The following is a 20,301-nucleotide window of genomic DNA, read 5'->3' on the forward strand; positions in this document are numbered from 1 at the left end:
AGGCGCGTCAGATAGCGACCGCAGTTGGGTGGCCCACCCAGCCTTGCCGGCTTTCGCTCAAGCCAAGCCTCAGGAACAGGTTCTCAGGAAGCCCGTGGCACCAGCACGTTCGTGGAAGGTCACGGTGTGGCCGCTGTCGTCATGGAATACCGCTCTCTGGCCCTCCACGGTGATGGTGCCCGGCTGGTAGGGGTTGCCCCAGCCTGCTGGCGGATTGCCGTGGCCGTCGTCCAGCGGCTGCTCGGCAACAAAGAAGGAGCCCTGCACCTGTACTTCGTAGATGCCACAGTGCGTGAAAAGAGCAAAAGGGACGCCAGAGGCAGTGGATGTTGTCGGACTGGCAGGGACGTTGCTTTGCGGCGCTGCCGGCAGCGCACATCCGCCCAACACCGCCAGCGCGGCTGCCCCGACGGCGATGTACTGGGCGAACCTCAAGGCCTTGCTCGTCATACCCGCCGCGTGGGCGGCTTCACCGATTCGCACCATGCACCTCGTCTTCCCCCATTGACCTCCCACTGTAGGGGAAGGCGCTCATGGGGTGAAGCAGGGCTAGCGCAAGTATTCAGCGAATTCCATTTCGACGTACTGCTGGTGATGGGGTACGGCGCTCGGACTGGCGGCTTGCGCGAAAAGCCATCAAGCTAGGTGGGGGGAACGAGGGAAGGAACGCACTCCCTCCGCACAGGAAGGCCCCGCAATTCCCAGCCCAAAACGACCACTCAATCCATGGATCCGCACGTACATCAAGGGCAGCGACGCAGGCCGCGCAGATGCCAAACGCCTCGGCGCCCTCAGACCTGTCGAGCCGGCCGCTCGGCGGGAGGGTAAGCCCCTCCTCGGCGAAGACCAGGTCTACGTGATGAAGAACGGAAAGGAGTACCATCCCGCGTGGTGCCGCATTGTTGCCGACAAATGGAACAGCGCCCCTAGAGGGCTGCTTGTGACCCTTTTGGCGGACGTCGGGACGCGGGCCAGGTGCCGGGAATGTGATCGATCCTTGAGATCAGTAACGGAATCCTTAACGAGGGAACACGAAAGACACCCCAGGCCTACCCGGCAGCCTGACACGGTAGTCCCTTTGCGAGTCGTCGGCTTCTCCCACGGAATCCTGTTCTTGGGGGCGGGGCCGAAATATCAGGAACTCCTCAAGCAGACCGCGGTCGAGCCGGCGACTCCGCTGCTCGTCGATGGTCGTCGGCACGGCATGCTGCTGCGGGTGGACGCATCCCGCCAAGAGCCACTCCTGGTTATCCAGATGGATCCCCGCGCCAAGTTCCGGAACGGCGCTTATCAAGTGCGCTTGCGTCTTCCGCTGCGGCGCTCGGCCACCAAACCCTATGCTGTGGACTCCATTGAGCCGGCGGCGCGGGCCCGGCATGCCGCTCTGCACCCGCCGGTCGTTGACGACTTGGGAACTTGATCCGGAACCGGGGGCGTCACCTCCGGACAGCTCCGGGCACGCTCTCGGTGAGGAATTCCTCCCAGGTCCTGCGCCCGACGGCTCTGTCCTCGGACAGGTTGGCGCCTTCCCGGATTGCCTTGGCGGCCTTCCCCGGCATGTGAACGGGGACGAGAAGTCGTCGCTGACCGGCTGCGGCGAGATAGGAGCGGATAAGGTCACCCATCGGATAGCAGGCCGGGCCCGCGAGATCGGGCACGAGGCCGGCGGGCTGACCGAGAGCGAGCTCGACGAGCCGGTCCGCGACCTCGCCGGCGTCCACCGGTTGGAACCGGAAGCCCTTCGGCACTGGAACGACCGGAAGCTTGGCCATGGCCCGCGAGGTGAGCAGGGTCAGCTCGAAGAACTGGGTGGCGCGGAGGGTACTGAACGGAATCCCCGACGCGGCCACGACCTGCTCCGCGTCCCGTTTGGACGCGAAGTAGCCGAAAGCCGCACGGTCGAAGCCGCTCATGACCGGGATCGTGTCCGCCCCCACGACTGAGATGAACACAAGATGCGCCACACCCGTGCGGGAAGCCGCGGCGACGAGGCGGCGGGCCTTGTCGCCGTCGCCCTTCTGCGCTCCGGCGCAATGCACCACCGTCCTGACACCGCTCAAGGCGGCCTCGACTCCGTCGCCAGTGTCTAGGTCGCACTGCGCGAATTCGATGCCTTGCTCGGGTGGAGGGGCATGACGGCCCGCCACTCGCACTGAGTGGCCCCCGTCCCGCAGGCGCGAGGCCACGAGCCTCCCGAGGGTGCCGGTACCGCCCGTCACCAAAATCGTCGGGTTCATGACCATTTCCCTTCGGATTGGCTCATGCCGGACCGTTGCCCGGCGGACCGCGGAGCACGGTGGGGATGTACTCGAGCAGCTGGAGCCGACCGTCGAAGGTCCTGCTCTCGACCATCTTGAGCGAGACGTCCGGATAGCCGTCGTAGATCCGTTCCCGCCCGGTGCTGCCCGTGATCACCGGGAAAACGACCACCCGGAACCTGTCCACGAGTCCAGCGGTCAGCAGCGACCGGCACAGGCTCAGGCTCCCGAGAGTGCTCAAGGGCCCGGTCCCGGTCCGTTTCATCTCGGCCACGGCCTTGACCGCGTCACCGGTGACCAGTTCCGAGTTCGGCCACGTCAGGGGCGCCCGCAGTGTGGAGGAGAAGACGACCTTCGGCACCGCAGCAAGGCCGGTCAGGGTGGCCCCCTCGTCCTCGGAGAATCCCGCGCCTTCGGCCGCGGCCTCCTCTGACATCCCGGACATCAGCCGGTAGGTGTTCGCGCCAAGGAGGAAGGTGTAGCCCTTCTCCCCCTCCTGCTGAAGCCACGCCAGGTATTCCGGCCCCTCCAGACCCCACCAGCCGGGCCATCCCACGGCCGAGGCATACCCGTCCAAGGATATGATCAGGTCGACCATCAGGTGTGCTGATGACGCCTCCGCCGCTGTCTCACCCATGACCGTCTCCTCGAATTTGATCGACGTCAGTGACCGCCTGGCCCTCGGCCAAGGACAGCCGGGTCCCGTGGCGGCAATGCTAGCCCTGGAGCGATCAGACGTTCAAGGGGCCGGCGTCCGGCCTCTGGTTCAAAACAGCACGCCAAGGTCCGAAGCCTCGGTTCCCTGCCCGCCCTACCCTCGCGGCAGGTACTCTACGAACCAGTCCACGGCGAGAATCGCCGCCGCCTCCAATGTTCCAGGTTCTTCGAACAGGTGGGTGGCCCCCGGGACAAGGTCCAGCCGGTTGGGGCAGCCCATCACGGCTTGCGCCCGGCGGTTGAGTTCGAGCACGGTCATCTGCGGTCGAAGACGCGTTTCGCAGGCGCTCGGCAGCAGCGTCAAGCAGCCACACCACCTCGTCGTCGCCTGTCGGTGAGAAGTCACGGTAGTGGTAACCGACAGCCGTGAGTCGCGGGGGCGTGGCAAGGCACACCACCTCGTCCGGCTCCGTCAATCTCGCGAGGATGTCGGCCGCGGCGACAGGAACAGCCAGAATCACTCTGGCAGCCCCCAGGTTCCGTGCAATGCGGCATGCCACCCTGGCGGTTGAGCCCGTAGCGATCCCGTCATCGACGACGACGGCGATGCGGCCCCTCAGATCGACGCGGTCTCGGCCAGTACGGAAACGCGCCACCCGGTCCTTGAGAATAGCCCGCTCCCGTCCCTCAACAGACTGCAGTTCTTCCCGTTTGACCCTAGCGGCTGAGAGAACGCTTCGTTCGAGCGCATATGCGCCATCCTCCCCGATAGCTCCCATCGCGAGTTCGGGCTGGGACGGGACTCCTAGCTTCCGCACGACGATCACATCCAGCGGCGCGTCCAAGGCCACTGCAACCTCAAAAGCCACCGGAACGCCGCCGCGTGGCACCCCTAGGATGACTGCCTCTTGGCCACGCAGATGCGCCAGCCGCTGCCCCAACTGCCGCCCTGCGTCAGCCCTGTCCTGAAAAATTCCCATCGCCGCGACGTTCCCATCCAGCTGCCGCGCCACGTCCGGACTGGAAACCAGCAAGAAATACACGCGGGGCGGCCTCCTGATTCAACTATTCCCCACGAATCCGGACCATGCGAGGCCTTTGCGCGAAGAACCGCTGAATCGGCACCCCTTCCGGTCCGACGGCGGATATCGCGTCTGCAGTTGACTGGCACCAGGCGACGAACCGGCCCATCCTGATAGCAAAACCTGCGAGTTGGAGGTGGAAAAATGCGGATTGCGCTCCTCGGGGATGTCATGCTCGGCCGGCTGGTTAACGACGAGCTCAAGGTGGCTGCTCCCGACTATCCCTGGGGCGATACCCTCCCGGTCCTTCGGCAGGCCGACATCAGATTCGCCAATTTGGAATGCGTACTCGCGGACGACGGAACGGCTGCGGCAGGCAAGATGTATCACTTCCGCTCGGATGCCAAGAACGTGGAGAGCCTGCTCTCCGCGGCGATTGACGTGGTCTCACTCGCCAACAACCATGTGCTCGACTACGGAGTCGATGCTCTGTTGGAAATGCTGCCGACACTCGATGAGCACGGGATCCTGAGCGCGGGGGCAGGGATAGACCTGGAATCTGCCCGCCGACCGGCGGTCCGGCGGGTCGGGTCAACTGCGGTCGGCTTTATTGCTTTCACCGACAATGAACCGGGCTGGGAGGCAACCGCCCGAGCTCCCGGAATCTACTATGTCCCTGTGGACACCGGTGACCGCCGGGTGAAGGAATTGCTGGATTTGGTCCGTTGGACGAAAGACCACAACCAGCTACTGGTCGTTTCGGCACACTGGGGCGCCAATTGGGGGTCCAAGGTCCCACCCGCGCATCAGAGTCTGGCGCGGGCATTGATAGACGCAGGGTCCGACGTCGTGTTCGGGCATTCGGCCCACATTTTCCGCGGCGTCGAAATTTACAGGAACCGGCCCATTGTCTACAGCGCCGGCGACTTTGTGGATGATTACGCGGTTGACCCGGATCAACGCAACGATCAGTCGTTCGTCTTCGTCCTGGAGACAGAAGGAAACGTGCCTTGCATGTTGCGCCTGTATCCGACGAACATCGGCCGCCTACAAACCCGGCTGGCGAGCCGGAGCGCCGTGAACATCGCCGAGCGGATGCAACGGCTGAGCAGGCAGTTCGGCACCCGGAGCACGTGGATCGGGGGCGACAGAGTCTTGGAAGTACCGATCGACGTGGCCTCATGACCGTGGAATTGCTGCTGGCACGGGAATCATGCCGGGTTCCCGTCCGTTCTCTCCGTTGATGACCTGCTTTCGTAAGCGGGATCGACACGACAGGAAGTTTGGGGACAGACCATGACGTTGAACGAAACAATTGCCCGTCTCCGGGCCGGACACCTGATGGTCCGCGACGCCCAGGAGTGGGACGAACTATCCACTGACCTGGGACGTGCCTACGACAGCAAAGACGATGAACTCATTGAACAGCTGCAGCCACAGTTCCTCCAGTCATGGAGGACGGTCACAAGATACGTCCTCCGCGACACCTTCGACTCAGCGGGCATCGCAGTCACCGACCCCAGTCATCCATGGGGAATCGCAACGCTCACCGCGAAGGGAACCAGTTGCGAGCCACTCCTCTGCCACGCCGACGAAGCCAGCACCGAAAGGGCAAGCGCCGCCACCAACGGCGGTCTCCAATTGCTCAATTTCGCGGACACCATGACCAATTACACCGACTGCCTGACGCGCCTGTTCGACGAGCTGGACTGAGCAACGTTTCCAACTCGAGGGGCCAAGCAGAGCTAAGCCATTGAATTCGTAGCCTTGGCGCAAGCTCTTGCCTTCCCGCAGCGCGCGCCGAAAAATGGGGCGTGTGGATGTCGATTCCGCGATATCCCCCTCGACGTCAAAGCGGACGCGGTTTCGGCTCGCCGTTCATGCAAGGGAGCGCACCATGGGAATCATCGTCGTCGACCTGTTCAGCACCCTTGACGGGGTCTACCAGGCGCCCGGCGGGCCCGACGAAGATCGCGAGGGCGGTTTCGAGTTCGGCGGCTGGCAGGCACCGTACTTCGACAAGGAGTCCGGCGAGGCAATCGGGGCGGGCATCGATCGCCTCGACGCGCTTCTCCTCGGGCGGAAGACGTACGACATCTTCGCTGGTTTCTGGCCCACCGCACCTGCCGACGACCCGATTGCTGCCCGGTTCAACTCCGTGCCGAAATATGTCGCATCACACACGCTGACCGACCCTGATTGGGCCGGGACGACAGTGCTGACCGATGTCGCAGCCGAGGTCCGGGCGATCCGCGAGCGCCACGACGAGACCCACGTCATCGGCAGCGGCGACCTCCTTCAGACCCTCCTCACCGAGGACCTCGTCGACCGGCTGAATCTTTGGCTGTGCCCGGTGACTTTCGGCACAGGCAAGCGGATCTTCCGGGACGGTACCGTTCCAGCCGCCTTCGCGGTCACCCAGCCGCCTCGGGCCTTCCCGAAGGGCGCAATCTGGCTCGTCTACGAGCGCGCGGGCGATGTGGTCACGGGCGTCGACATCGAGGCGGAGCGTGCGGAGACATGACAGCTGGTGTCGTGAGTGGAATCCCGTGGGTGCTGCACGTTGATCTCGACCAGTTCATCGCGGCGGTCGAGGTGCTCCGACGGCCGGAGCTCGCGGGCAAGCCGATCATTGTCGGGGGTCGGGGGGACCCCACGGAACGGGCTGTGGTGTCGACCGCGTCCTACGAGGCCAGGGCGTTCGGTGTGGGTTCCGGAATGCCCTTACGCATTGCGGCCCGGAAAGTGCCCGACGCCGTGATCCTGCCCGTCGATCAGGAGGCTTACCTCGCGGCGTCTGAAACGGTGATGGCTACCCTGCGCGCGCAGCCCGGCGCCACGGTGCAGGTGCTGGGTTGGGATGAAGCCTTTGTGGGCGTTGAGACGGAGGATCCGGAAGCCTACGCCCGCCAGATGCAGGCGGCTGTCCTCGCGCGAACGCGGCTGCATTGCAGCGTGGGCATCGGCGACACCCTGGTCCGGGCCAAAGTCGCCACCGGGTTCGGCAAGCCGGCGGGCGTCTTCCGCCTCACCGCCGGGAACTGGCTCGATGTCATGGGCAGCCGGCCCACCAAGGACCTGTGGGGCGTCGGAAGCAGGGTGTCGGCCCGGCTGGCCAAACTTGGCATCAACACAGTCGCCGAACTCGCCACCTCCGACCCGCAGGAGCTGGTCCCGGAGTTCGGCCCCAGGATGGGTCCCTGGTACGCGCAGCTTGGACGAGGCGACGGCACCAGCGTTGTGGACGACACCCCGTGGGTTGCCCGCGGGCATAGCCGGGAGACCACCTTCCAGCAGGACCTGACCGATCCGGCCCAGGTGGAGGACGCAGTGAGGGATCTGACGGCGCATGTCCTTGAGGATGTTGTGGCCGAGGGAAGGCCCGTCGTCGGGCTGACCCTGAAGGTCCGCTACGCGCCGTTCTTGACCACGACCCAGGGGAAGAAGATTCCGGAGACCTTCGACCGGAACGAAATCCTCGCGCGGGCCTTGGACCTCGCAGCCGGAATCGAGGCAGGCCGTCCGATCCGGCTCCTGGGCCTGCGGGCCGACATGGCAATGCCCGACGATGCCCGAAAGGGACATACGCCCACGCGCGGCGGCTGGTGACGCCGCCATTCCCTTCCTTACCAGCGTGGAGGGGTGTTCATTTGGCCCCCAATCGCTAGTGTCTAGACCGCGCCCGGCCGTTGCCCTATCGTTGGGGAACCGAGCACAGTCGGCTTGAGTCTCCGCATCGGAGGTACATGGTGGGCATCATCTCGTCTGGATTTCACGGAAGACGGCAGAGCGGCAATCCAGCGTTGCCACCGGGACAATACGAGACCGGCAGCTTTCCGGTCCTTACCGCCGGCCCCGCTCCCCGGATCCCCACTGACGACTGGGAATTCTTCATCACCACTGAGGCAGGGCAGCGTCATGCGTGGTCCTGGGACGCATTCATGGCATTGCCGCAAATGGACATCCATACGGATATCCACTGCGTGACCAGCTGGTCCAAGCTGGGCACCACGTGGCGCGGAGTGTCCCTGGATACTCTGTTTGAGAACGTGGAAACAAGCTGCAGGTTCACCATGGCCCACTCTTACGGCGGATACACGACCAACGTCCCGCTCCCGGACCTTCTTGGCGACCGGGCGTGGGTGGCCTGGGAATTCGACGGCGAGCCGCTTGAACGCGCCCACGGCGGACCTGCCCGGCTCCTCGTGCCGCATTTGTACTTTTGGAAGAGCGCAAAGTGGATCAACGGCATCGAGTTGACGCAGGATGACATTCCTGGTTTCTGGGAATCCAACGGCTACCACCTCCACGGCGACCCGTGGCGGGAAGAGCGCTACTCATGAGGTGCGCCGGATGAGCACGCTATGGCGCGTGGCCGACGTCGTCAGCAGCATGCCCGAAACGGAAACCGCCAGAACCATAGGGCTGCGGGTGAACGGCCTGAACGGCAACCTCGCCGGACAGCACATCGACATCCGCCTCACTGCAGACGACGGTTACACGGCCGTGCGTTCATACTCCGTGGCGAGGGCAGGCGTGGACGAGACCTTGGAGATCACCGTTGACGAATTGGCCAACGGGGAAGTCTCCCCCTATTTGGTCCGGGAACTGGCGGTCGGGGACCAGCTGGAGATCCGAGGGCCGGTGGGTGGCTGGTTCGTCTGGAAACCGACGGACACGAACCCCGTTCAGCTGATTGCCGGAGGATCCGGCATCGTGCCGCTCATGTCGATGATCCGCGCCCACCACGCATCGGAAAATCCGGCACCGTTCCGGCTGCTCTATTCGCTCAAGTCGCCCGAAGCGGGGTTCTATGCGGAAGAACTCCAAACCTTGGGCGAGGAATCCCGCAAGCTGATCATCGACTACGTCTACACACGCAAGGCGCCGGAGGGTTGGCCGACTCCCCCGCAACGGCTCACGGCGGAAACCCTGCTGGCCAACGTGTTGCCGACGGACCCCACCCCGGAGATCTTCATCTGTGGCCAGACTGTCTTTGTGGAAACGGTCGCGGAATGGCTTGTGCAGGCGGGATATCCCGCCGCTTCGATCAAGACCGAGCGCTTCGGTGGAACAGGAGGAACCAGGTGAGTGGCAACAACGGCTCGGATTCTCCAGGCGCTAAGGATCGGGGCCTCGAGGATCAGGACATCGCTGGAATCGCCGGCAATGCGATACCGCATCTGGACGGAAACGCGGTGGCCGGACCCCTGTGGGAACTGTTCCGCTTCGATATTGTCGCCGCGATCGGACGGTGCAAGCACTGCGGCGCGGTCCGCGTCTTCGGGGAGACGATGGTGTACGTCGACGCGCCGGGAATCGTTGTGCGGTGCGCTTCCTGCGAGGGCGTGCTGCTGCGCCTCGTGGAGACGCCCACGCGGTACTGGCTCGATGTCAGCGGACTCAGCTATCTGCAAATCGACCGCGAGGGCTAAAGTAATCCGATCCGCCTGTCCCGGAGCCCGCGTTCCGGACCCGTAAGGATTCCACCCGCGACGGCGGGCGCCGGCGTTGGGATGATGGGGTCATGTCATCGCTCCTGGAACCCCTCGCAGAACCCCGCTTGGCACCCCGCGCACGGATTGGAATCATTGGCGGCACCGGCCTCTACAAGCTTTCCGGGGCCGTGGTGCTCGACACGCTGGACATCCCGACCCCGTTCGGGCCTCCCTCCAGTCCGGTCACGATCGCCCGGCTCGCCGCACCGGACGGCCCCGGCCGCGAGGGCGACGATGGCCCCGGCCGCGACGGCGGCCCGGTGGTCGCATTCCTGAGCCGGCACGGCCGTGGGCACAGCGTTGCCCCCCAACAGATCAACTACCGCGCCAACTTCTGGGCCCTCAAGAGCCTGGGCGTAGAAGCCGTTATCTCCTCCGCGGCCGTTGGCGGACTGGTTTCCAGCCACGGAACCGGCACTTTTGCCGTACCTGATCAGGTCCTGGACAAGACCTGGGGCCGTGCGGACACCTTCTACGACGGCTCGCTGCCCACCGGGGTGCAGCACCTGCCCGCCGCCGAGCCATACAGCGCCCCATTGCGCGCGGCACTCATCGCCGCACTGGAGCGCCAGAGGGAAGACTTCGCCGCGGCGGCCACCGTGGCCGTCATTAACGGTCCGCGCTTCTCCACCAAGGCCGAGTCCGCGGCCCTGGTTCAGTCCGGCGCGCATCTGATCAGCATGACCCAGTACCCGGAACCGATGCTCGCGGCGGAGTTGAACATGCACTTCGCCGCGCTCGCATTCATTACGGATGCCGACACAGGGCACGACGGCTCCGAACCCGTCACGGCGGAACTCGTGTTGAGCCGCCTGGCGGCCGCGCAGCCGCGGATCCTCGCGGTGTTGTCCGACGCCGTGTTGACTGTGTCCGCCCGGCTGGCCGGCGCTGAGCCAGCGGACGACGGCGGGATGTGGCGGATGGCGCTCATCCCGGCTACAGCGGTGTCCACCGTGATGGGCACCGCCGGCCCTGTCCGCCCCGGCACGGGACGGACAGTGCCGTGAGGATATTGGTCACCGGCGGAGCCGGGTTCGTAGGCAGCCACATCGTCGATGCTGCTGTCGTACGTGGCTGGGAGGTCCGGATCCTGGACTCATTGGATCCGGCAGTGCACCCGGATCGACCGCGGGGAATTCCCGGCGTGCCCCTGTTGGTGGGCGACGTCGGAGACCCAGCCGCCGTGGCCGCGGCGCTGGCGGGAGTCGACGTCGTCGTCCACCAGAGCGCCAAAGTCGGCCTCGGCGTGGACTTCTTCGATGCTCCGGACTACATCCGCAACAATGATCTGGCCACGGCCGTGCTCCTTGCAGGCATGGCCGCCACAGGCATCGACAAGCTTGTCCTGGCTTCCTCCATGGTGGTCTACGGCGAGGGCGCCTACACCGACTCAGCAGGCAGGCCGGTGCGCCCGGGTCCGCGCCGGGTGGAGGATCTGGAGCACGGAATCTTCGACCCCCGCGACCCTGCCACCGGCGAGCTGCTGTTGCCGGCCCTGGTCAGCGAAGAGGCGGCCATGGATCCGCGGAACGTCTATGCTGCCTCCAAATTGGCCCAGGAGAACCTGGCTTCCGCGTGGGCGCGCGCAACCGGAGGCACCGCCGTCGCACTCCGGTATCACAACGTGTACGGGCCTCGGATGCCCAAAAACACGCCCTACGCGGGCGTGGCCAGCCTGTTCCGCTCGGCACTGGCCCGCGGGGAGGGCGTGCGGGTGTTCGAGGATGGCGGACAGCGGCGCAGTTTCGTCCATGTCAGGGATGTTGCCGAGGCAAATCTGTTGTCCATTGACGCGTTGGTGGCAGGACGGATTGCGCAGGGCAGCCTGAGGGCATACAACATCGGCGCCTCGGAGGTCCACACCGTTGGACAGATGGCCGCGATCCTGAGTTTCGCCAGCGGGGCGGCTGACCCTGTGGTCACAGGCGAATTCCGGCTAGGCGACGTCCGGCATATCACCGCCAGCTCGGCCCGGGCCCGGGCCGAGCTGGGTTGGATCCCCAAGCACGGTTTTGAGGACGGCATGCACGAGTTCGCCACCGCACCGTTGCGCGGGGATCAACGCTAGAAGGCCGGCCCGGGTTCAGCGGCGGCCCGGGTTCAGGGAGGCCGCAGCAGTCGCCTGTTCGGGCCCGTCGGAGGGCAAACGTCCCGGTTCCGTAAGGATTTTCGCCTGTCGCGCCGGGCCTGTGGATTCTACGGTCAAAGGGTGGAGAAAGAGCAGAGCGGTTCACCCGATGGAATCGGCATGGCCGGCATCCAGGGCGGACCAGTTGACGACGACGGCGGTCCGCCCGCCGCGCTGGTAGACGTGGTATTGCCGTGCCTCAACGAGCGTACGGCGCTTCCCAAAGTGCTCGGGGCCTTGCCACCCGGATACCGCGCGATTGTCGTAGACAACGGGTCAACCGACGGCTCCGGTGCCCTGGCCGTCAGCCTGGGGGCCACCGTCGTCGACGAACCGAAGCGCGGCTTTGGCGCGGCGGCGCATGCCGGACTGCTGGCGGCCACGGCGGAGTTTGTGGCCTTTTGCGATTGCGATGGTTCGCTGGACCCCGCCCAACTTGCCCCGATGCTGGAGCTCGTCCGCACCGGTCGTGCCGATCTGGTGTTGGGTGCCCGGCGTCCTGCCGGCGGTGCCTGGCCGATCCACGCCCGCTTGGCCAACATAGCCTTGAGCCGGCGGTTGCGCCGGCTAACGGGGATCCCTGTCACGGATCTTGGCCCCCTCCGCCTTGCCCGGCGCAGCGCTCTCCTGGGACTGGACCTCAGGGACCGGCGCAGCGGCTACCCGCTGGAGATGTTCCTCAAGGCCCACCGCGGCGGCTGGCGTGTAGTCGAGATCCCGGTCGACTATGCGCCCCGCTTGGGGAAGTCCAAGGTCACGGGGACACTCCGCGGAACCGTCACGGCCCTCAAAGACATGGCGACGCAACTGGCCGCCGCTTCGCTGCAGACTCCGGGGTCGAAGAGCCGAAGACGAGCCGATCGACCACAGGCCGATGCCCAGGGAGCGACGCCGTGAACGTCACCATCGCCGTCATTGCCAAAGAATGCATCCCCGGCAGGGTCAAGACGCGGCTCACTCCCCCGCTCACCCCGGAGCAGGCCGCAGCCTTGGCCCAGACCAGCCTGAGCCAGACACTGGAAACAGTGCGATCCGTTCCCGCAGCCAGGCGATTGCTGGTGTTTGACGGCACGCCGCAGCACGGGGACGCTGCGGGTTTTGAAGTATTCACCCAGGGCACCGGCGGCCTGAACGAACGGCTGGCGGCCATCTGTTCACTCGCGGCCGGACCGCTGCTGATCCTGGGCATGGACACGCCGCAGTTACGCCGGGACCAGTTGGCCCCGCTGCTGGCGGACTGGGCAACCCCCGCTCCGGTAGCGCGTCGCCGCGCGTGGCTCGGCCCGGCGTCGGACGGCGGTTTCTGGGCGTTGGGCCTGTACCGGCCCGACGGCGGTCTGCTCCGCGGCGTGGAAATGTCCACCCCGCAGACCGGGGCGCACCAATTGGCTCGGTTGGCCGGCGCCGGCCTGGACGTGGGACTGTTGCCCGTCTTGACGGATGTGGACTACTTCGCCGACGCCCTGGCTGCCGCGCAACACTGCAGCGGAACCCCCTTTGCGCGCGCAGTCGAGAGCTTGGCCACGGGGCTGCCGGCGGCGGGTATGCCGGTTGAAGTGCCGTCCGCGGTCGCGCCCTCCCGAAGGACTGACCCGCGATGAGCATCCAGGCAGCCCCCGGAGGTACCGACGCCCGCGACGCCGACGCTTTTGCAGCGGACACCGGCCCGCTTGCCCTATTCGGACAAGCTGTATTTGGACAGGCTCAATTTGGACAGGGCGGCCACGAACCGTATGCCCGTAGCCTGCCCCTCGGCCTGGGGCGCCTGACGCTGCGTCCGGAATCTGCCTGGCGCGGAACCATCGGGCCGGTCCACTTCAACATGCTCGACTGGTCCGCCTCAGCCACGGCAAGCGAACGCGAACTGCTCCGTACCCTCCGTGGGCCCGTTCTCGATGTGGGCTGCGGCCCAGGCCGGATGCTGGAGGCCGCCCGGGAACTGGGGCTGGCCTCCCTGGGTGTCGATTCGAGCCCGGCCGCGGTGCGGCTGGCAACCGACCGCGGGGGAGCGGCCATCCTTGGCTCCATCTTTGACCCCGTCCCGCACGAGCGAGGTTGGGGTTCTGCCCTGTTGCTGGATGGCAACATCGGCATCGGTGGAAACATCCGCATGCTATTGGACCGCGTTGCCTCACTACTGGCGCCGGGCGGGCAGGTGCTGGCAGAGGCCGAAGCCCCGGATTCCCTTGACGTGGCCTATCTGGCGGTGCTGGAGGATTCCGACGGACGCGCCAGCGCCGCCTTTCCCTGGGCCCGCGCCGGCGCGAAAGCGCTCGCCTTCCACGCGGCCCGGGCGGGGCTGGATACCGCTGGTACCCGGACGGTTCAGGACCGGGTCTTTCTGACCTTGGAACGGCGGCCGTAGAGTCCGGCGGCGGCCACAACCGCAGCCGCGGCGACCACCAGGACCACCCAGAAAACGCCCAAGGCCAGCGCATAGTCCCCCTGCAGGACGGTGCCGTTGGCGCCGCTGCCCGGCCCCCTTGGCTGAAGCACCTGCTGGGCACGGATCAGTGGGGCTCCGAGCAAGGTCACCACCGCCCCCACCAGCAGGGCGCCGCGCACTATCCCCTGTTGGACAGGGCTCAGGCCATACGTCAGCCGCGACAATCCGCCGCCGGCCAACGTTGTCAACGGAACCAGCACGCCGTCGTGCACCAACAACGCCACGGCAAGCCAGGCCGCCACACCGATCAGCTGGGCAGGCGGCACATTGGCCAGGAAGCCGAAGATCGCATAACCGAGGGCCACCAGGCCCAGGGCGCCCAAGGCCGCCCTCACCCACCAGACGGTCCTGTGTCCCGCCGGCGCCGACGAACGCACCAAGGGAAGTCGCATCAGATCACCTCCACTTTATGCACCCATTTCGTCTGCAGCACTCCCGGCCGGCCGGGTGCGATGATCCGTGCCGGATAGCCGTGGTCGAGGTCCAGGGGTTCACCGTTGAGCTCGAGCGCCAGCAATGTCTGCTCGTCCTGGCTATATGCGGCGGGCATGAAGGAGCGCCCGTAGACGCCGCCCTTCTCCATGCTGGAAATCTGCAACTCGGCATCCGCCGGGGCGCCCACCGTTGCCATGAGGTCCCGGATCCGGACACCACGCCATTGGGCCCCTTGGCTCCAGCCCTCCACGCAGGCGATGGGCAATCCGTAGCTGTACTGCGGCAAGGCCGCCAGTTGTGCCAGAGTGAACGTCTTCTGCACCGATCCCGAGGACACGGTCAGCACCCAGTCGGGGGCCAGCGCAGCCTCCGCCACACCGGCTTGGGCCGCGGTCCTGTTGATGGGTACTCCCTGCGGGCCGGTATCCATTCGGCGCGGTGCGAAGAGGTTCAGGCCCGACAGCCAGGCAAAAGACTGGCCCGCCGTCGTTAAAACGACGACGCCGGTGCCGGCGGTGATTGCCGCCAGGAACCCCCTGCGGCTCCAACCGTGACCGGTTCCGGGCTTCACCGCAGCCGGAACCGTTTTGCCGGCCGGCACTTCCCCTTCAGTGTCCGAAGCGATAGCAGCCGCGTCCGATCGACGGCTCCAATGGGCCAGGATGAGGGGCATCTTGACAGCGATGTGAAGCGCCAAAGAGCCGATGATGACCCAGGCCAGCCAATAGTGGACATCCCTGAAGGAAAACGGCCAGGGGTACCACTGGAAAGTGTTGAGCAAACCGATGGTGACTTCCACCAGCGAAGCGGCCACAAAGAGCGCAATCGAGGCCCGTTCGAGTGCGTGCACCACTGATTTTAGCGGCGGCCAGCGCAGGAGTTCGGGGAACACGGACCATAGCTTGGCCGCCAGGAGCGGGATGGAAGCTATCCCGGTGGTGATGTGGATGCCCTGCGTAGCCACGTAAAGCCACACGGGACGGGTAAGGAAAAGCATCCAGGTTGGCGGATCCTGCAGAAGGTGGCTGAACAGCCCGGTCAAGAAGCACACAGTGAAGGCGAGGCCGAGCCAACGGCCCAGCACCACCGTCAGCCGCCTGCTGCGCAAGGGCGAGGAGAACCGTCCGCTCACCGCTTCCATCCGCTGTTGGAGGAAAGTGGTCAATCTGTTCATACCCTGATCAGACCACCTAGACCCGCCCGTCGTCCCGGTCCAGACCTTACGAAAGGCAAACGGTCCTTTGGATTCATGGCCCACCGGCCTGCAAGTAATGCAGGATCAAAGGGTGAGCGAATCAACACCCCGGCGCGCGTCCGGAAGCGACGCGTCCGGGCCGGTCGGAAGCCGCTCGCCGGAAAAGCGGCCGTCGCACGCCGGCACTTCGGCTGCGGTGGTGGCGCTGGCCCTGGTGGCTTTGCTCGCCGTCGTCGTCTGGTGGACGGTTACTACCGATCCGTCCGCGGAGTGGGTGTCCCCCCTTGGCACGCTGGCGGCCTGGACCGTCTTCGTCCCGGCGGCACTGGTGGCGCGCCGGATCCCGGCGCGCTTTGCGGCCGCCGTCGTGCTCTTGGGCGCCCTTCTGGTGGGAGCCGCGGCTATCGCCGCACCGCCGGCCACGAGCAACGACTCCGCGCGCTATGCGTGGGACGGCATCGTCCAGAAAGCCGGAATCTCCCCTTATGCCCACGTTCCGGCGGACGAGGCGTTGCGGCCGCTGCGTCCGGCCTGGCTGTTCCAGGACGCCGGACCGGACGGAACATGCCATAGCAATCCCTTCCCCACGGGTACCGAGACCACCACCAATATTCCTGGCGGCAGCACCCTGTGCACGGCCATCAACAGGCCTGCCGTGCCCACCGTCTATCCGGCGGTGGCGGAGTTGTATTTTCTGGCAGTGCGGCTCATCCCTGGTTCCGAGGTGGGGTTCATCGCCTTCCAGCTGGCTGGGCTGCTGCTCAGCCTCGCCATCACGGTGACGCTGCTGGCGTTCCTGCGCCGCACCGGAAGGCCCGCACACCAAGCCGTGTGGTGGGCATGGTCTCCGCTGGTGGCCTTTGAAGCCATCAACGGTGCGCACGTGGATGCGTTGGGCGCCGCTCTGGCCTTGGCGGCAGCGCTGCTTCTGGTGGGCGGGCGCACGCTGGGTTCCGGAGTGGCCTTTGGCGCGGCGGTGGCCACCAAGCTCATTCCAGCCATCAGCGCCCCGGCGCTGCTCTACCGTCGGCCGGTCCGCTTCGTCGCCGCGGCCATTGCCACATTTGCCGTGGCGTACGTACCGTATGTCCTCGCCAGCGGTTGGGCAGTACTGGGCTATCTGCCCGAATACCTTCGCTCAGAGGGGTACGACGGGCAGGACAGCCCCCGCTTCACCCTGTTGAAGCTGGTGCTCCCGGCCAGTTGGGCTGGGCCGGCCGCACTGGTGCTGCTGCTCGGCCTGGCCTTTTACGTGTGGCGGACCAGCGATGTCGCCCGGCCTTGGGACGGGCAGGTCTTGATGGTCGGAGGAATGCTGCTGATCGTCTCGCCCAGCTACCCCTGGTACGCACTGCTGCTTCTGCCCTTCGTCGTGCTGAGCCGTCGCTACGAGTTCACTGCGATCGCTCCCGTGCTTGCCCTGATGTATTTCACCGGGGCCGAACCCTACGGCCAGTTGGCGGCGCGATGGGGACTGGGCGCCGTCGTCGTGATCCTGGCGGTTGCCACGGTAGTGAGGCGACGGCGGCAGCAGGCAATCGGGTAGTCGGGCGTCGATGCTGCGCTCGAAGACCGCCGAACCCGGAAACAGCCACCCGCTGCGAGCGCCCATCCAGGCGGCTACGTTCCCGGGTAATATGCCCGTGCGCTTCCAGCCTCGAAAGTGTCTGTCCCATGGTCTGCGTCTGCACCCGGACTTTGGCTGAAAGCCGGGCCTGCACCATGGACCCTTCCGCATCGAGAACTTCCAGCGCAATGACCCCCGCATGGGTCAGGCGCAGGACGGCAAGCTCTTCATTCCAGGTATGCTCGACCAGTCGCGCTGCAGTCGAGAGCAACCGTGGAGTTGTCCAGTCGTTTAAGTCCGGCATACTCCCACCATAGTAAGCCTGCTTCATATCTGCAGCTTGTCTGTGTGGAATGGGTGGACCCGAGGCACAGTTGGTGTGGCCGTCCGCCCCGTCTTCGAACCAAGATCCGCTGCTGGAATTCAAGGAAACCAGCTGGCAGATTATGCTCGGCATATGTCACCGGATCGCTTTCTTACTGAGCTGGCCAGCAGCCTGGACCGCCTAGGCGTCTTGGCACGCCAGCCCGAGGACCTTCTGACTCGTCCGGTGCCGGCCTGTCCTGACTGGACGCTCAAGGATCTCTTCGGGCACCTGGGGTCAATCGAACGTTGGGCAGGCGAAATAGTCCTTTCGGGGAAGTTCGTCGAGGAATCGGCACCACCGGCTACCGGAGCCGTAACGTGGTTCCTCGAAGGCACGGACGCCTTTCTCGGGACAATGGCGGCGCTAGATCCCGAAAAACCGTGCTGGAACTTTGGCCCACCCCCGCGCAAAGCCGGGTTCTGGCGTCGGCGCCAGGCACATGAACACGCCGTCCACCTCATCGACGCGTACCAAGCATCAGGGTTGGCGGTCCCCTCTTTCGCAGAAGATTTCATGCTCGACGGAATCGACGAAATCCTGACAGTGTTCACGCCGCGACAACTTCGGCTGGGACGGATGCCCCAACCGGAAGGGGCAGTGACCTTCCAGGTACCCGGGGACCGCAGCTGGAAGGTCGGCCAAGGGTCCGCCGAGGCCTCGATTACCGCCCCGCTACACGGGATGTACCTGGGTCTCTGGGGCCGGTCAAGTCTCGTGGAAACGGCGATCATCAAAGGCGACAAAGACCTCGCGGTCCGCGTTCTGCAAGGCCCCCTCACCCCCTGACCGCGAGGTTCCGGCATATGCGCGTCGTGGACCCGCCCGTCGTCGTTGCTCCCGTCCGTCACCCCTGCGGCTACGAACCCGTCTTAGAGAGCAGGAGCGAAGGCGACCATGAATGTTCAGCAGAAAAGCGCCCCCGCGTTGCGGCGGCAAGTCCTTCCCACGGAGCTGGGTCCCTGCATTGTGCGTATCCAGGAGGGTAGCCGGGGACCGAGTGGCGCGTCCGGCACCCCGGAGGTCTACATCCACGGCGCAGCGGGATCCTGGACCACTTTCCAGGCACTGCTTTCCGGGGCACCTGCCCAAGACCGGGTCCTGATTGACCTGCCGGGCTGGGGCGAATCCACAAAGGGTGCCCGGCTCGAAGAGTTCAGCATCGAGGCGATGGGACTCGCCGTCGCCGGGGTGCTGAACGCGCTCGGCTACCGGCGGTGGAACCTGGTGGGCCACTCCATGGGCGGCTTCCTGGCCTTGCACATGGCCGCGGCTTGGCCGGAACAGACCGCCAGCATAGCCGCCATTTCAGCCACCACCTTCGGCGTGTCCGAGGCATCCCGGACGCCGTTGCGCGGTCTTCGCGGATTCGCGGCGTTCACCGGCATGCTGCTGGCCATGCGCTCCATGGCGGTCCTCGGTCCGGCAGGAACCGCCCTGGTACGCACGATCGCCGCCACACCCCTCATGCGAACGTTGATGTCCCCGTTCTTCGCAGATCCGGCAGCCGTTCCACCGGCGGTATTCCGCGAGCTCGGCGACGATGCCCGGCCGGCCAGCTTCTCCGCTGCCGCCAAAGCAACCGCCCACTACGATTTCGGCCGGTGGCGCGGTATCCTCTGCCCCGTGCTGGCGATCCGCGGCGACAGCGATGTGTTCACGCCCGAGTCTGATCTGGCCCGGTTGGCAGTTATGGTCCCCCACACCCGGCTGGCGACAATTCCGCGCTGCGGCCACTTTGCCCACATCGAGCAGCCCGATCAAGTGCTACGGCTGCTCGACGAACTGTGGTCCCGGTGAAGCGGTGCCCTACTTCAAAAGGTGCACGATCGTCGTTTCCGTGTCGGCCGGATCGGGTGTCGGATCTCTGTAGATCTCCCAGGAGTGCCCGGCAGACTCCCTGTGATTCGCCGCCATCCACTCCTCGATCGCGGTGTATGCCTCGTGCATGCGGTGGTATGGCCCAAGATGGACTGCTACGGCAGCCTGGCCCGCGGGCGTTTCAGTCGCGTATACCTCGCCCGCCGTTTCAAAGGTGCGCGTGACTTCGACGCCGAAGTCGCACAGAAGGGGCGCGTCGGGCTTGTTCGGGTGGTGGTAGACGAAGATGTTGTGGCCGCCCGTCCACAGACCCGGCTGACTGCGGATGAAGTCCCAGACCTTGCTCACGGCAGGCCCCCATGCCGAGCCAACTTCGTCCGGCGCGATCTCGCGCCGGACGGCGGCCAGCTTGCGCGGGCGAACGGTCTGTACGTTGACAGAGACCGTCATGCCGGGATCGTTCCGGATCTTCAGCTAGTACTTGTCCGCGGAGTCGACGGATTCCCCCATGGTGACTTCAGGGGCCACCTTGGGATCGCCGCCGACCGAGCCGATGAACGCCTGGATCTCGGGATCACCGAAAAATTTCTGGAATGCCTCTGTCGATTCCCATTCATCGACCACGAGGACAAACCCGTCCCCGACCGCGAACTGATGGTGGATTGCGCCCGCCGCCCGGCCTCGCTCGCCCCACTGGCGGTATTCGTCCGCGCGCTCCGCGAGCGACTTGGTGAAAACGCTCGTGTCACCGGAAACCTTGGTTGCAATGATGACGGACATGATTTGACCTCCTATGGCCTGAACTCAGCTCGTGGCAGCCGGCCACACGACGATGCGCCTGAACGGTCCGACACGTGAAGACCATACTCACTCCGCCCGGCAACCGCCCGAGTGGCCACTACTTGTCTTT

25 protein-coding genes and 1 pseudogene are annotated in these 20,301 nt (G+C 65.7%); 16 read left to right on the forward strand and 10 right to left on the reverse strand.

Going from position 1 to position 20,301, the window contains the following annotated elements; translation table 11 throughout:
• Positions 1-69: 69 nt before the first annotated feature.
• Positions 70-486, reverse strand: coding sequence for a hypothetical protein (locus ABD742_RS10930; RefSeq protein ID WP_234754565.1), 417 nt, complete (start codon positions 484-486; stop codon positions 70-72).
• Positions 487-1,078: 592 nt separating this feature from the next.
• On the opposite strand from ABD742_RS10930, the gene ABD742_RS10935 reads away from it, so the two are divergent.
• The gene (locus ABD742_RS10935) at positions 1,079-1,420 is read left to right on the forward strand and encodes a hypothetical protein (RefSeq protein WP_234754563.1); all 342 of its coding nucleotides are present in this window, start codon (positions 1,079-1,081) and stop codon (positions 1,418-1,420) included.
• A 16-nt stretch (positions 1,421-1,436) separates the two neighbouring features.
• Here the strand turns inward: ABD742_RS10935 and ABD742_RS10940 are convergent, their stop codons facing one another.
• From ABD742_RS10940 to ABD742_RS10955, 4 genes and pseudogenes are all read right to left on the reverse strand, one after another.
• Positions 1,437-2,237 (reverse strand): SDR family oxidoreductase, encoded by an 801-nt coding sequence (locus ABD742_RS10940; RefSeq protein ID WP_234754561.1) that lies wholly within the window; start codon positions 2,235-2,237, stop codon positions 1,437-1,439.
• 22 nt (positions 2,238-2,259) lie between these two features.
• The gene (locus ABD742_RS10945; protein WP_234754559.1) at positions 2,260-2,895 is read right to left on the reverse strand and encodes a dihydrofolate reductase family protein; all 636 of its coding nucleotides are present in this window, start codon (positions 2,893-2,895) and stop codon (positions 2,260-2,262) included.
• A gap of 174 nt (positions 2,896-3,069) precedes the next feature.
• Positions 3,070-3,234 carry a hypothetical protein gene (locus tag ABD742_RS10950; protein WP_234754658.1) on the reverse strand — a complete coding sequence of 55 codons (165 nt, stop codon included), beginning with the start codon at positions 3,232-3,234 and terminating at the stop codon, positions 3,070-3,072.
• A gap of 187 nt (positions 3,235-3,421) precedes the next feature.
• Positions 3,422-3,895, reverse strand: a pseudogene (locus ABD742_RS10955) (phosphoribosyltransferase); the annotation flags it as partial.
• Between the two features lie 246 nt (positions 3,896-4,141).
• Between ABD742_RS10955 and ABD742_RS10960 the strand changes: the two are divergent.
• The 12 genes from ABD742_RS10960 (at position 4,142) to ABD742_RS11015 (ending at position 13,928) form a co-directional block, all read left to right on the forward strand.
• Positions 4,142-5,122: a CapA family protein gene (locus tag ABD742_RS10960; protein WP_234754557.1), complete on the forward strand. Its 981-nt coding sequence runs from the start codon at positions 4,142-4,144 to the stop codon at positions 5,120-5,122.
• Between the two features lie 111 nt (positions 5,123-5,233).
• Positions 5,234-5,650, forward strand: coding sequence for a hypothetical protein (locus ABD742_RS10965; RefSeq protein ID WP_234754556.1), 417 nt, complete (start codon positions 5,234-5,236; stop codon positions 5,648-5,650).
• Positions 5,651-5,834: 184 nt separating this feature from the next.
• On the forward strand, positions 5,835-6,461 hold the full coding sequence (locus ABD742_RS10970) for a dihydrofolate reductase family protein (RefSeq protein ID WP_234754554.1): 627 nt from the start codon (positions 5,835-5,837) through the stop codon (positions 6,459-6,461).
• Complete coding sequence (locus ABD742_RS10975; protein ID WP_234754552.1) at positions 6,458-7,546, forward strand: DNA polymerase IV; 1,089 nt, start codon at positions 6,458-6,460, stop codon at positions 7,544-7,546. The genes ABD742_RS10970 and ABD742_RS10975 overlap by 4 nt, the downstream gene beginning before the upstream one ends.
• A 137-nt stretch (positions 7,547-7,683) precedes the next feature.
• Positions 7,684-8,280: a sulfite oxidase-like oxidoreductase gene (locus ABD742_RS10980; RefSeq protein ID WP_268819662.1), complete on the forward strand. Its 597-nt coding sequence runs from the start codon at positions 7,684-7,686 to the stop codon at positions 8,278-8,280.
• A gap of 10 nt (positions 8,281-8,290) precedes the next feature.
• Complete coding sequence (locus ABD742_RS10985; protein ID WP_234754550.1) at positions 8,291-9,028, forward strand: ferredoxin reductase; 738 nt, start codon at positions 8,291-8,293, stop codon at positions 9,026-9,028.
• Positions 9,025-9,372 carry a DUF6510 family protein gene (locus tag ABD742_RS10990; protein ID WP_234754548.1) on the forward strand — a complete coding sequence of 116 codons (348 nt, stop codon included), beginning with the start codon at positions 9,025-9,027 and terminating at the stop codon, positions 9,370-9,372. Before ABD742_RS10985 ends, ABD742_RS10990 begins: the two co-directional genes overlap by 4 nt.
• 92 nt (positions 9,373-9,464) lie before the next feature.
• Positions 9,465-10,442, forward strand: a complete 978-nt coding sequence (locus ABD742_RS10995) for an MTAP family purine nucleoside phosphorylase (protein ID WP_234754546.1) — start codon at positions 9,465-9,467, stop codon at positions 10,440-10,442.
• A complete protein-coding gene (locus ABD742_RS11000) occupies positions 10,439-11,503 on the forward strand; it encodes an NAD-dependent epimerase/dehydratase family protein (RefSeq protein ID WP_234754544.1) in 1,065 nt (354 codons plus the stop codon). The genes ABD742_RS10995 and ABD742_RS11000 overlap by 4 nt, the downstream gene beginning before the upstream one ends.
• Positions 11,504-11,644: 141 nt before the next feature.
• Entirely contained in the window at positions 11,645-12,460 is an 816-nt protein-coding gene (locus ABD742_RS11005) for a glycosyltransferase family 2 protein (RefSeq protein ID WP_308193907.1), read from the forward strand.
• Positions 12,457-13,164 (forward strand): TIGR04282 family arsenosugar biosynthesis glycosyltransferase, encoded by a 708-nt coding sequence (locus ABD742_RS11010; protein ID WP_234754542.1) that lies wholly within the window; start codon positions 12,457-12,459, stop codon positions 13,162-13,164. Before ABD742_RS11005 ends, ABD742_RS11010 begins: the two co-directional genes overlap by 4 nt.
• A complete protein-coding gene (locus ABD742_RS11015; protein WP_234754541.1) occupies positions 13,161-13,928 on the forward strand; it encodes a methyltransferase domain-containing protein in 768 nt (255 codons plus the stop codon). The genes ABD742_RS11010 and ABD742_RS11015 overlap by 4 nt, the downstream gene beginning before the upstream one ends.
• On the opposite strand, the gene ABD742_RS11020 is transcribed toward ABD742_RS11015, so the two are convergent.
• Together ABD742_RS11020 and ABD742_RS11025 are read right to left on the reverse strand one after the other, a co-directional pair.
• Positions 13,889-14,401: a hypothetical protein gene (locus ABD742_RS11020; protein ID WP_234754539.1), complete on the reverse strand. Its 513-nt coding sequence runs from the start codon at positions 14,399-14,401 to the stop codon at positions 13,889-13,891. The two genes, ABD742_RS11015 and ABD742_RS11020, sit on opposite strands and share 40 nt — an antisense overlap.
• On the reverse strand, positions 14,401-15,618 hold the full coding sequence (locus ABD742_RS11025; RefSeq protein WP_234754537.1) for a molybdopterin-dependent oxidoreductase: 1,218 nt from the start codon (positions 15,616-15,618) through the stop codon (positions 14,401-14,403). The genes ABD742_RS11020 and ABD742_RS11025 overlap by 1 nt, the downstream gene beginning before the upstream one ends.
• 112 nt (positions 15,619-15,730) lie before the next feature.
• On the opposite strand from ABD742_RS11025, the gene ABD742_RS11030 reads away from it, so the two are divergent.
• Positions 15,731-17,185, forward strand: a complete 1,455-nt coding sequence (locus tag ABD742_RS11030; protein ID WP_234754536.1) for a glycosyltransferase 87 family protein — start codon at positions 15,731-15,733, stop codon at positions 17,183-17,185.
• Here ABD742_RS11030 and ABD742_RS11035 read toward each other — a convergent pair.
• Positions 17,070-17,663: a MarR family winged helix-turn-helix transcriptional regulator gene (locus tag ABD742_RS11035; RefSeq protein WP_344787922.1), complete on the reverse strand. Its 594-nt coding sequence runs from the start codon at positions 17,661-17,663 to the stop codon at positions 17,070-17,072. The genes ABD742_RS11030 and ABD742_RS11035 overlap by 116 nt on opposite strands.
• On the opposite strand from ABD742_RS11035, the gene ABD742_RS11040 reads away from it, so the two are divergent.
• Positions 17,664-18,359: a maleylpyruvate isomerase family mycothiol-dependent enzyme gene (locus tag ABD742_RS11040; protein ID WP_234754534.1), complete on the forward strand. Its 696-nt coding sequence runs from the start codon at positions 17,664-17,666 to the stop codon at positions 18,357-18,359.
• 108 nt (positions 18,360-18,467) lie between these two features.
• The gene (locus ABD742_RS11045; protein WP_234754532.1) at positions 18,468-19,370 is read left to right on the forward strand and encodes an alpha/beta fold hydrolase; all 903 of its coding nucleotides are present in this window, start codon (positions 18,468-18,470) and stop codon (positions 19,368-19,370) included.
• Between the two features lie 9 nt (positions 19,371-19,379).
• On the opposite strand, the gene ABD742_RS11050 is transcribed toward ABD742_RS11045, so the two are convergent.
• Entirely contained in the window at positions 19,380-19,841 is a 462-nt protein-coding gene (locus ABD742_RS11050) for a GyrI-like domain-containing protein (RefSeq protein ID WP_234754530.1), read from the reverse strand.
• A gap of 24 nt (positions 19,842-19,865) precedes the next feature.
• On the reverse strand, positions 19,866-20,171 hold the full coding sequence (locus tag ABD742_RS11055; protein WP_234754528.1) for a hypothetical protein: 306 nt from the start codon (positions 20,169-20,171) through the stop codon (positions 19,866-19,868).
• Positions 20,172-20,301: the final 130 nt, after the last annotated feature.

Source organism: Arthrobacter ramosus (assembly GCF_039535095.1).
Classification (GTDB): Bacteria; Actinomycetota; Actinomycetes; order Actinomycetales; family Micrococcaceae; genus Arthrobacter; species Arthrobacter ramosus.

Coding starts and splice junctions, on each gene's coding strand:
- ABD742_RS10930 (WP_234754565.1), bottom strand. CDS start 486: ATGGTGCGAATCGGTGAAGCCGCCCACGCGGCGGGTATGACGAGCAAG.
- ABD742_RS10985 (WP_234754550.1), top strand. CDS start 8,291: ATGAGCACGCTATGGCGCGTGGCCGACGTCGTCAGCAGCATGCCCGAA.
- ABD742_RS10965 (WP_234754556.1), top strand. CDS start 5,234: ATGACGTTGAACGAAACAATTGCCCGTCTCCGGGCCGGACACCTGATG.
- ABD742_RS11045 (WP_234754532.1), top strand. CDS start 18,468: ATGAATGTTCAGCAGAAAAGCGCCCCCGCGTTGCGGCGGCAAGTCCTT.
- ABD742_RS10970 (WP_234754554.1), top strand. CDS start 5,835: ATGGGAATCATCGTCGTCGACCTGTTCAGCACCCTTGACGGGGTCTAC.
- ABD742_RS11025 (WP_234754537.1), bottom strand. CDS start 15,618: ATGAACAGATTGACCACTTTCCTCCAACAGCGGATGGAAGCGGTGAGC.
- ABD742_RS11015 (WP_234754541.1), top strand. CDS start 13,161: ATGAGCATCCAGGCAGCCCCCGGAGGTACCGACGCCCGCGACGCCGAC.
- ABD742_RS11035 (WP_344787922.1), bottom strand. CDS start 17,663: ATGCCGAGCATAATCTGCCAGCTGGTTTCCTTGAATTCCAGCAGCGGA.
- ABD742_RS10945 (WP_234754559.1), bottom strand. CDS start 2,895: ATGGGTGAGACAGCGGCGGAGGCGTCATCAGCACACCTGATGGTCGAC.
- ABD742_RS11050 (WP_234754530.1), bottom strand. CDS start 19,841: ATGACGGTCTCTGTCAACGTACAGACCGTTCGCCCGCGCAAGCTGGCC.
- ABD742_RS10995 (WP_234754546.1), top strand. CDS start 9,465: ATGTCATCGCTCCTGGAACCCCTCGCAGAACCCCGCTTGGCACCCCGC.
- ABD742_RS10950 (WP_234754658.1), bottom strand. CDS start 3,234: ATGACCGTGCTCGAACTCAACCGCCGGGCGCAAGCCGTGATGGGCTGC.
- ABD742_RS11020 (WP_234754539.1), bottom strand. CDS start 14,401: ATGCGACTTCCCTTGGTGCGTTCGTCGGCGCCGGCGGGACACAGGACC.
- ABD742_RS10940 (WP_234754561.1), bottom strand. CDS start 2,237: ATGAACCCGACGATTTTGGTGACGGGCGGTACCGGCACCCTCGGGAGG.
- ABD742_RS11040 (WP_234754534.1), top strand. CDS start 17,664: ATGTCACCGGATCGCTTTCTTACTGAGCTGGCCAGCAGCCTGGACCGC.
- ABD742_RS10975 (WP_234754552.1), top strand. CDS start 6,458: ATGACAGCTGGTGTCGTGAGTGGAATCCCGTGGGTGCTGCACGTTGAT.
- ABD742_RS11055 (WP_234754528.1), bottom strand. CDS start 20,171: ATGTCCGTCATCATTGCAACCAAGGTTTCCGGTGACACGAGCGTTTTC.
- ABD742_RS10960 (WP_234754557.1), top strand. CDS start 4,142: ATGCGGATTGCGCTCCTCGGGGATGTCATGCTCGGCCGGCTGGTTAAC.
- ABD742_RS10980 (WP_268819662.1), top strand. CDS start 7,684: ATGGTGGGCATCATCTCGTCTGGATTTCACGGAAGACGGCAGAGCGGC.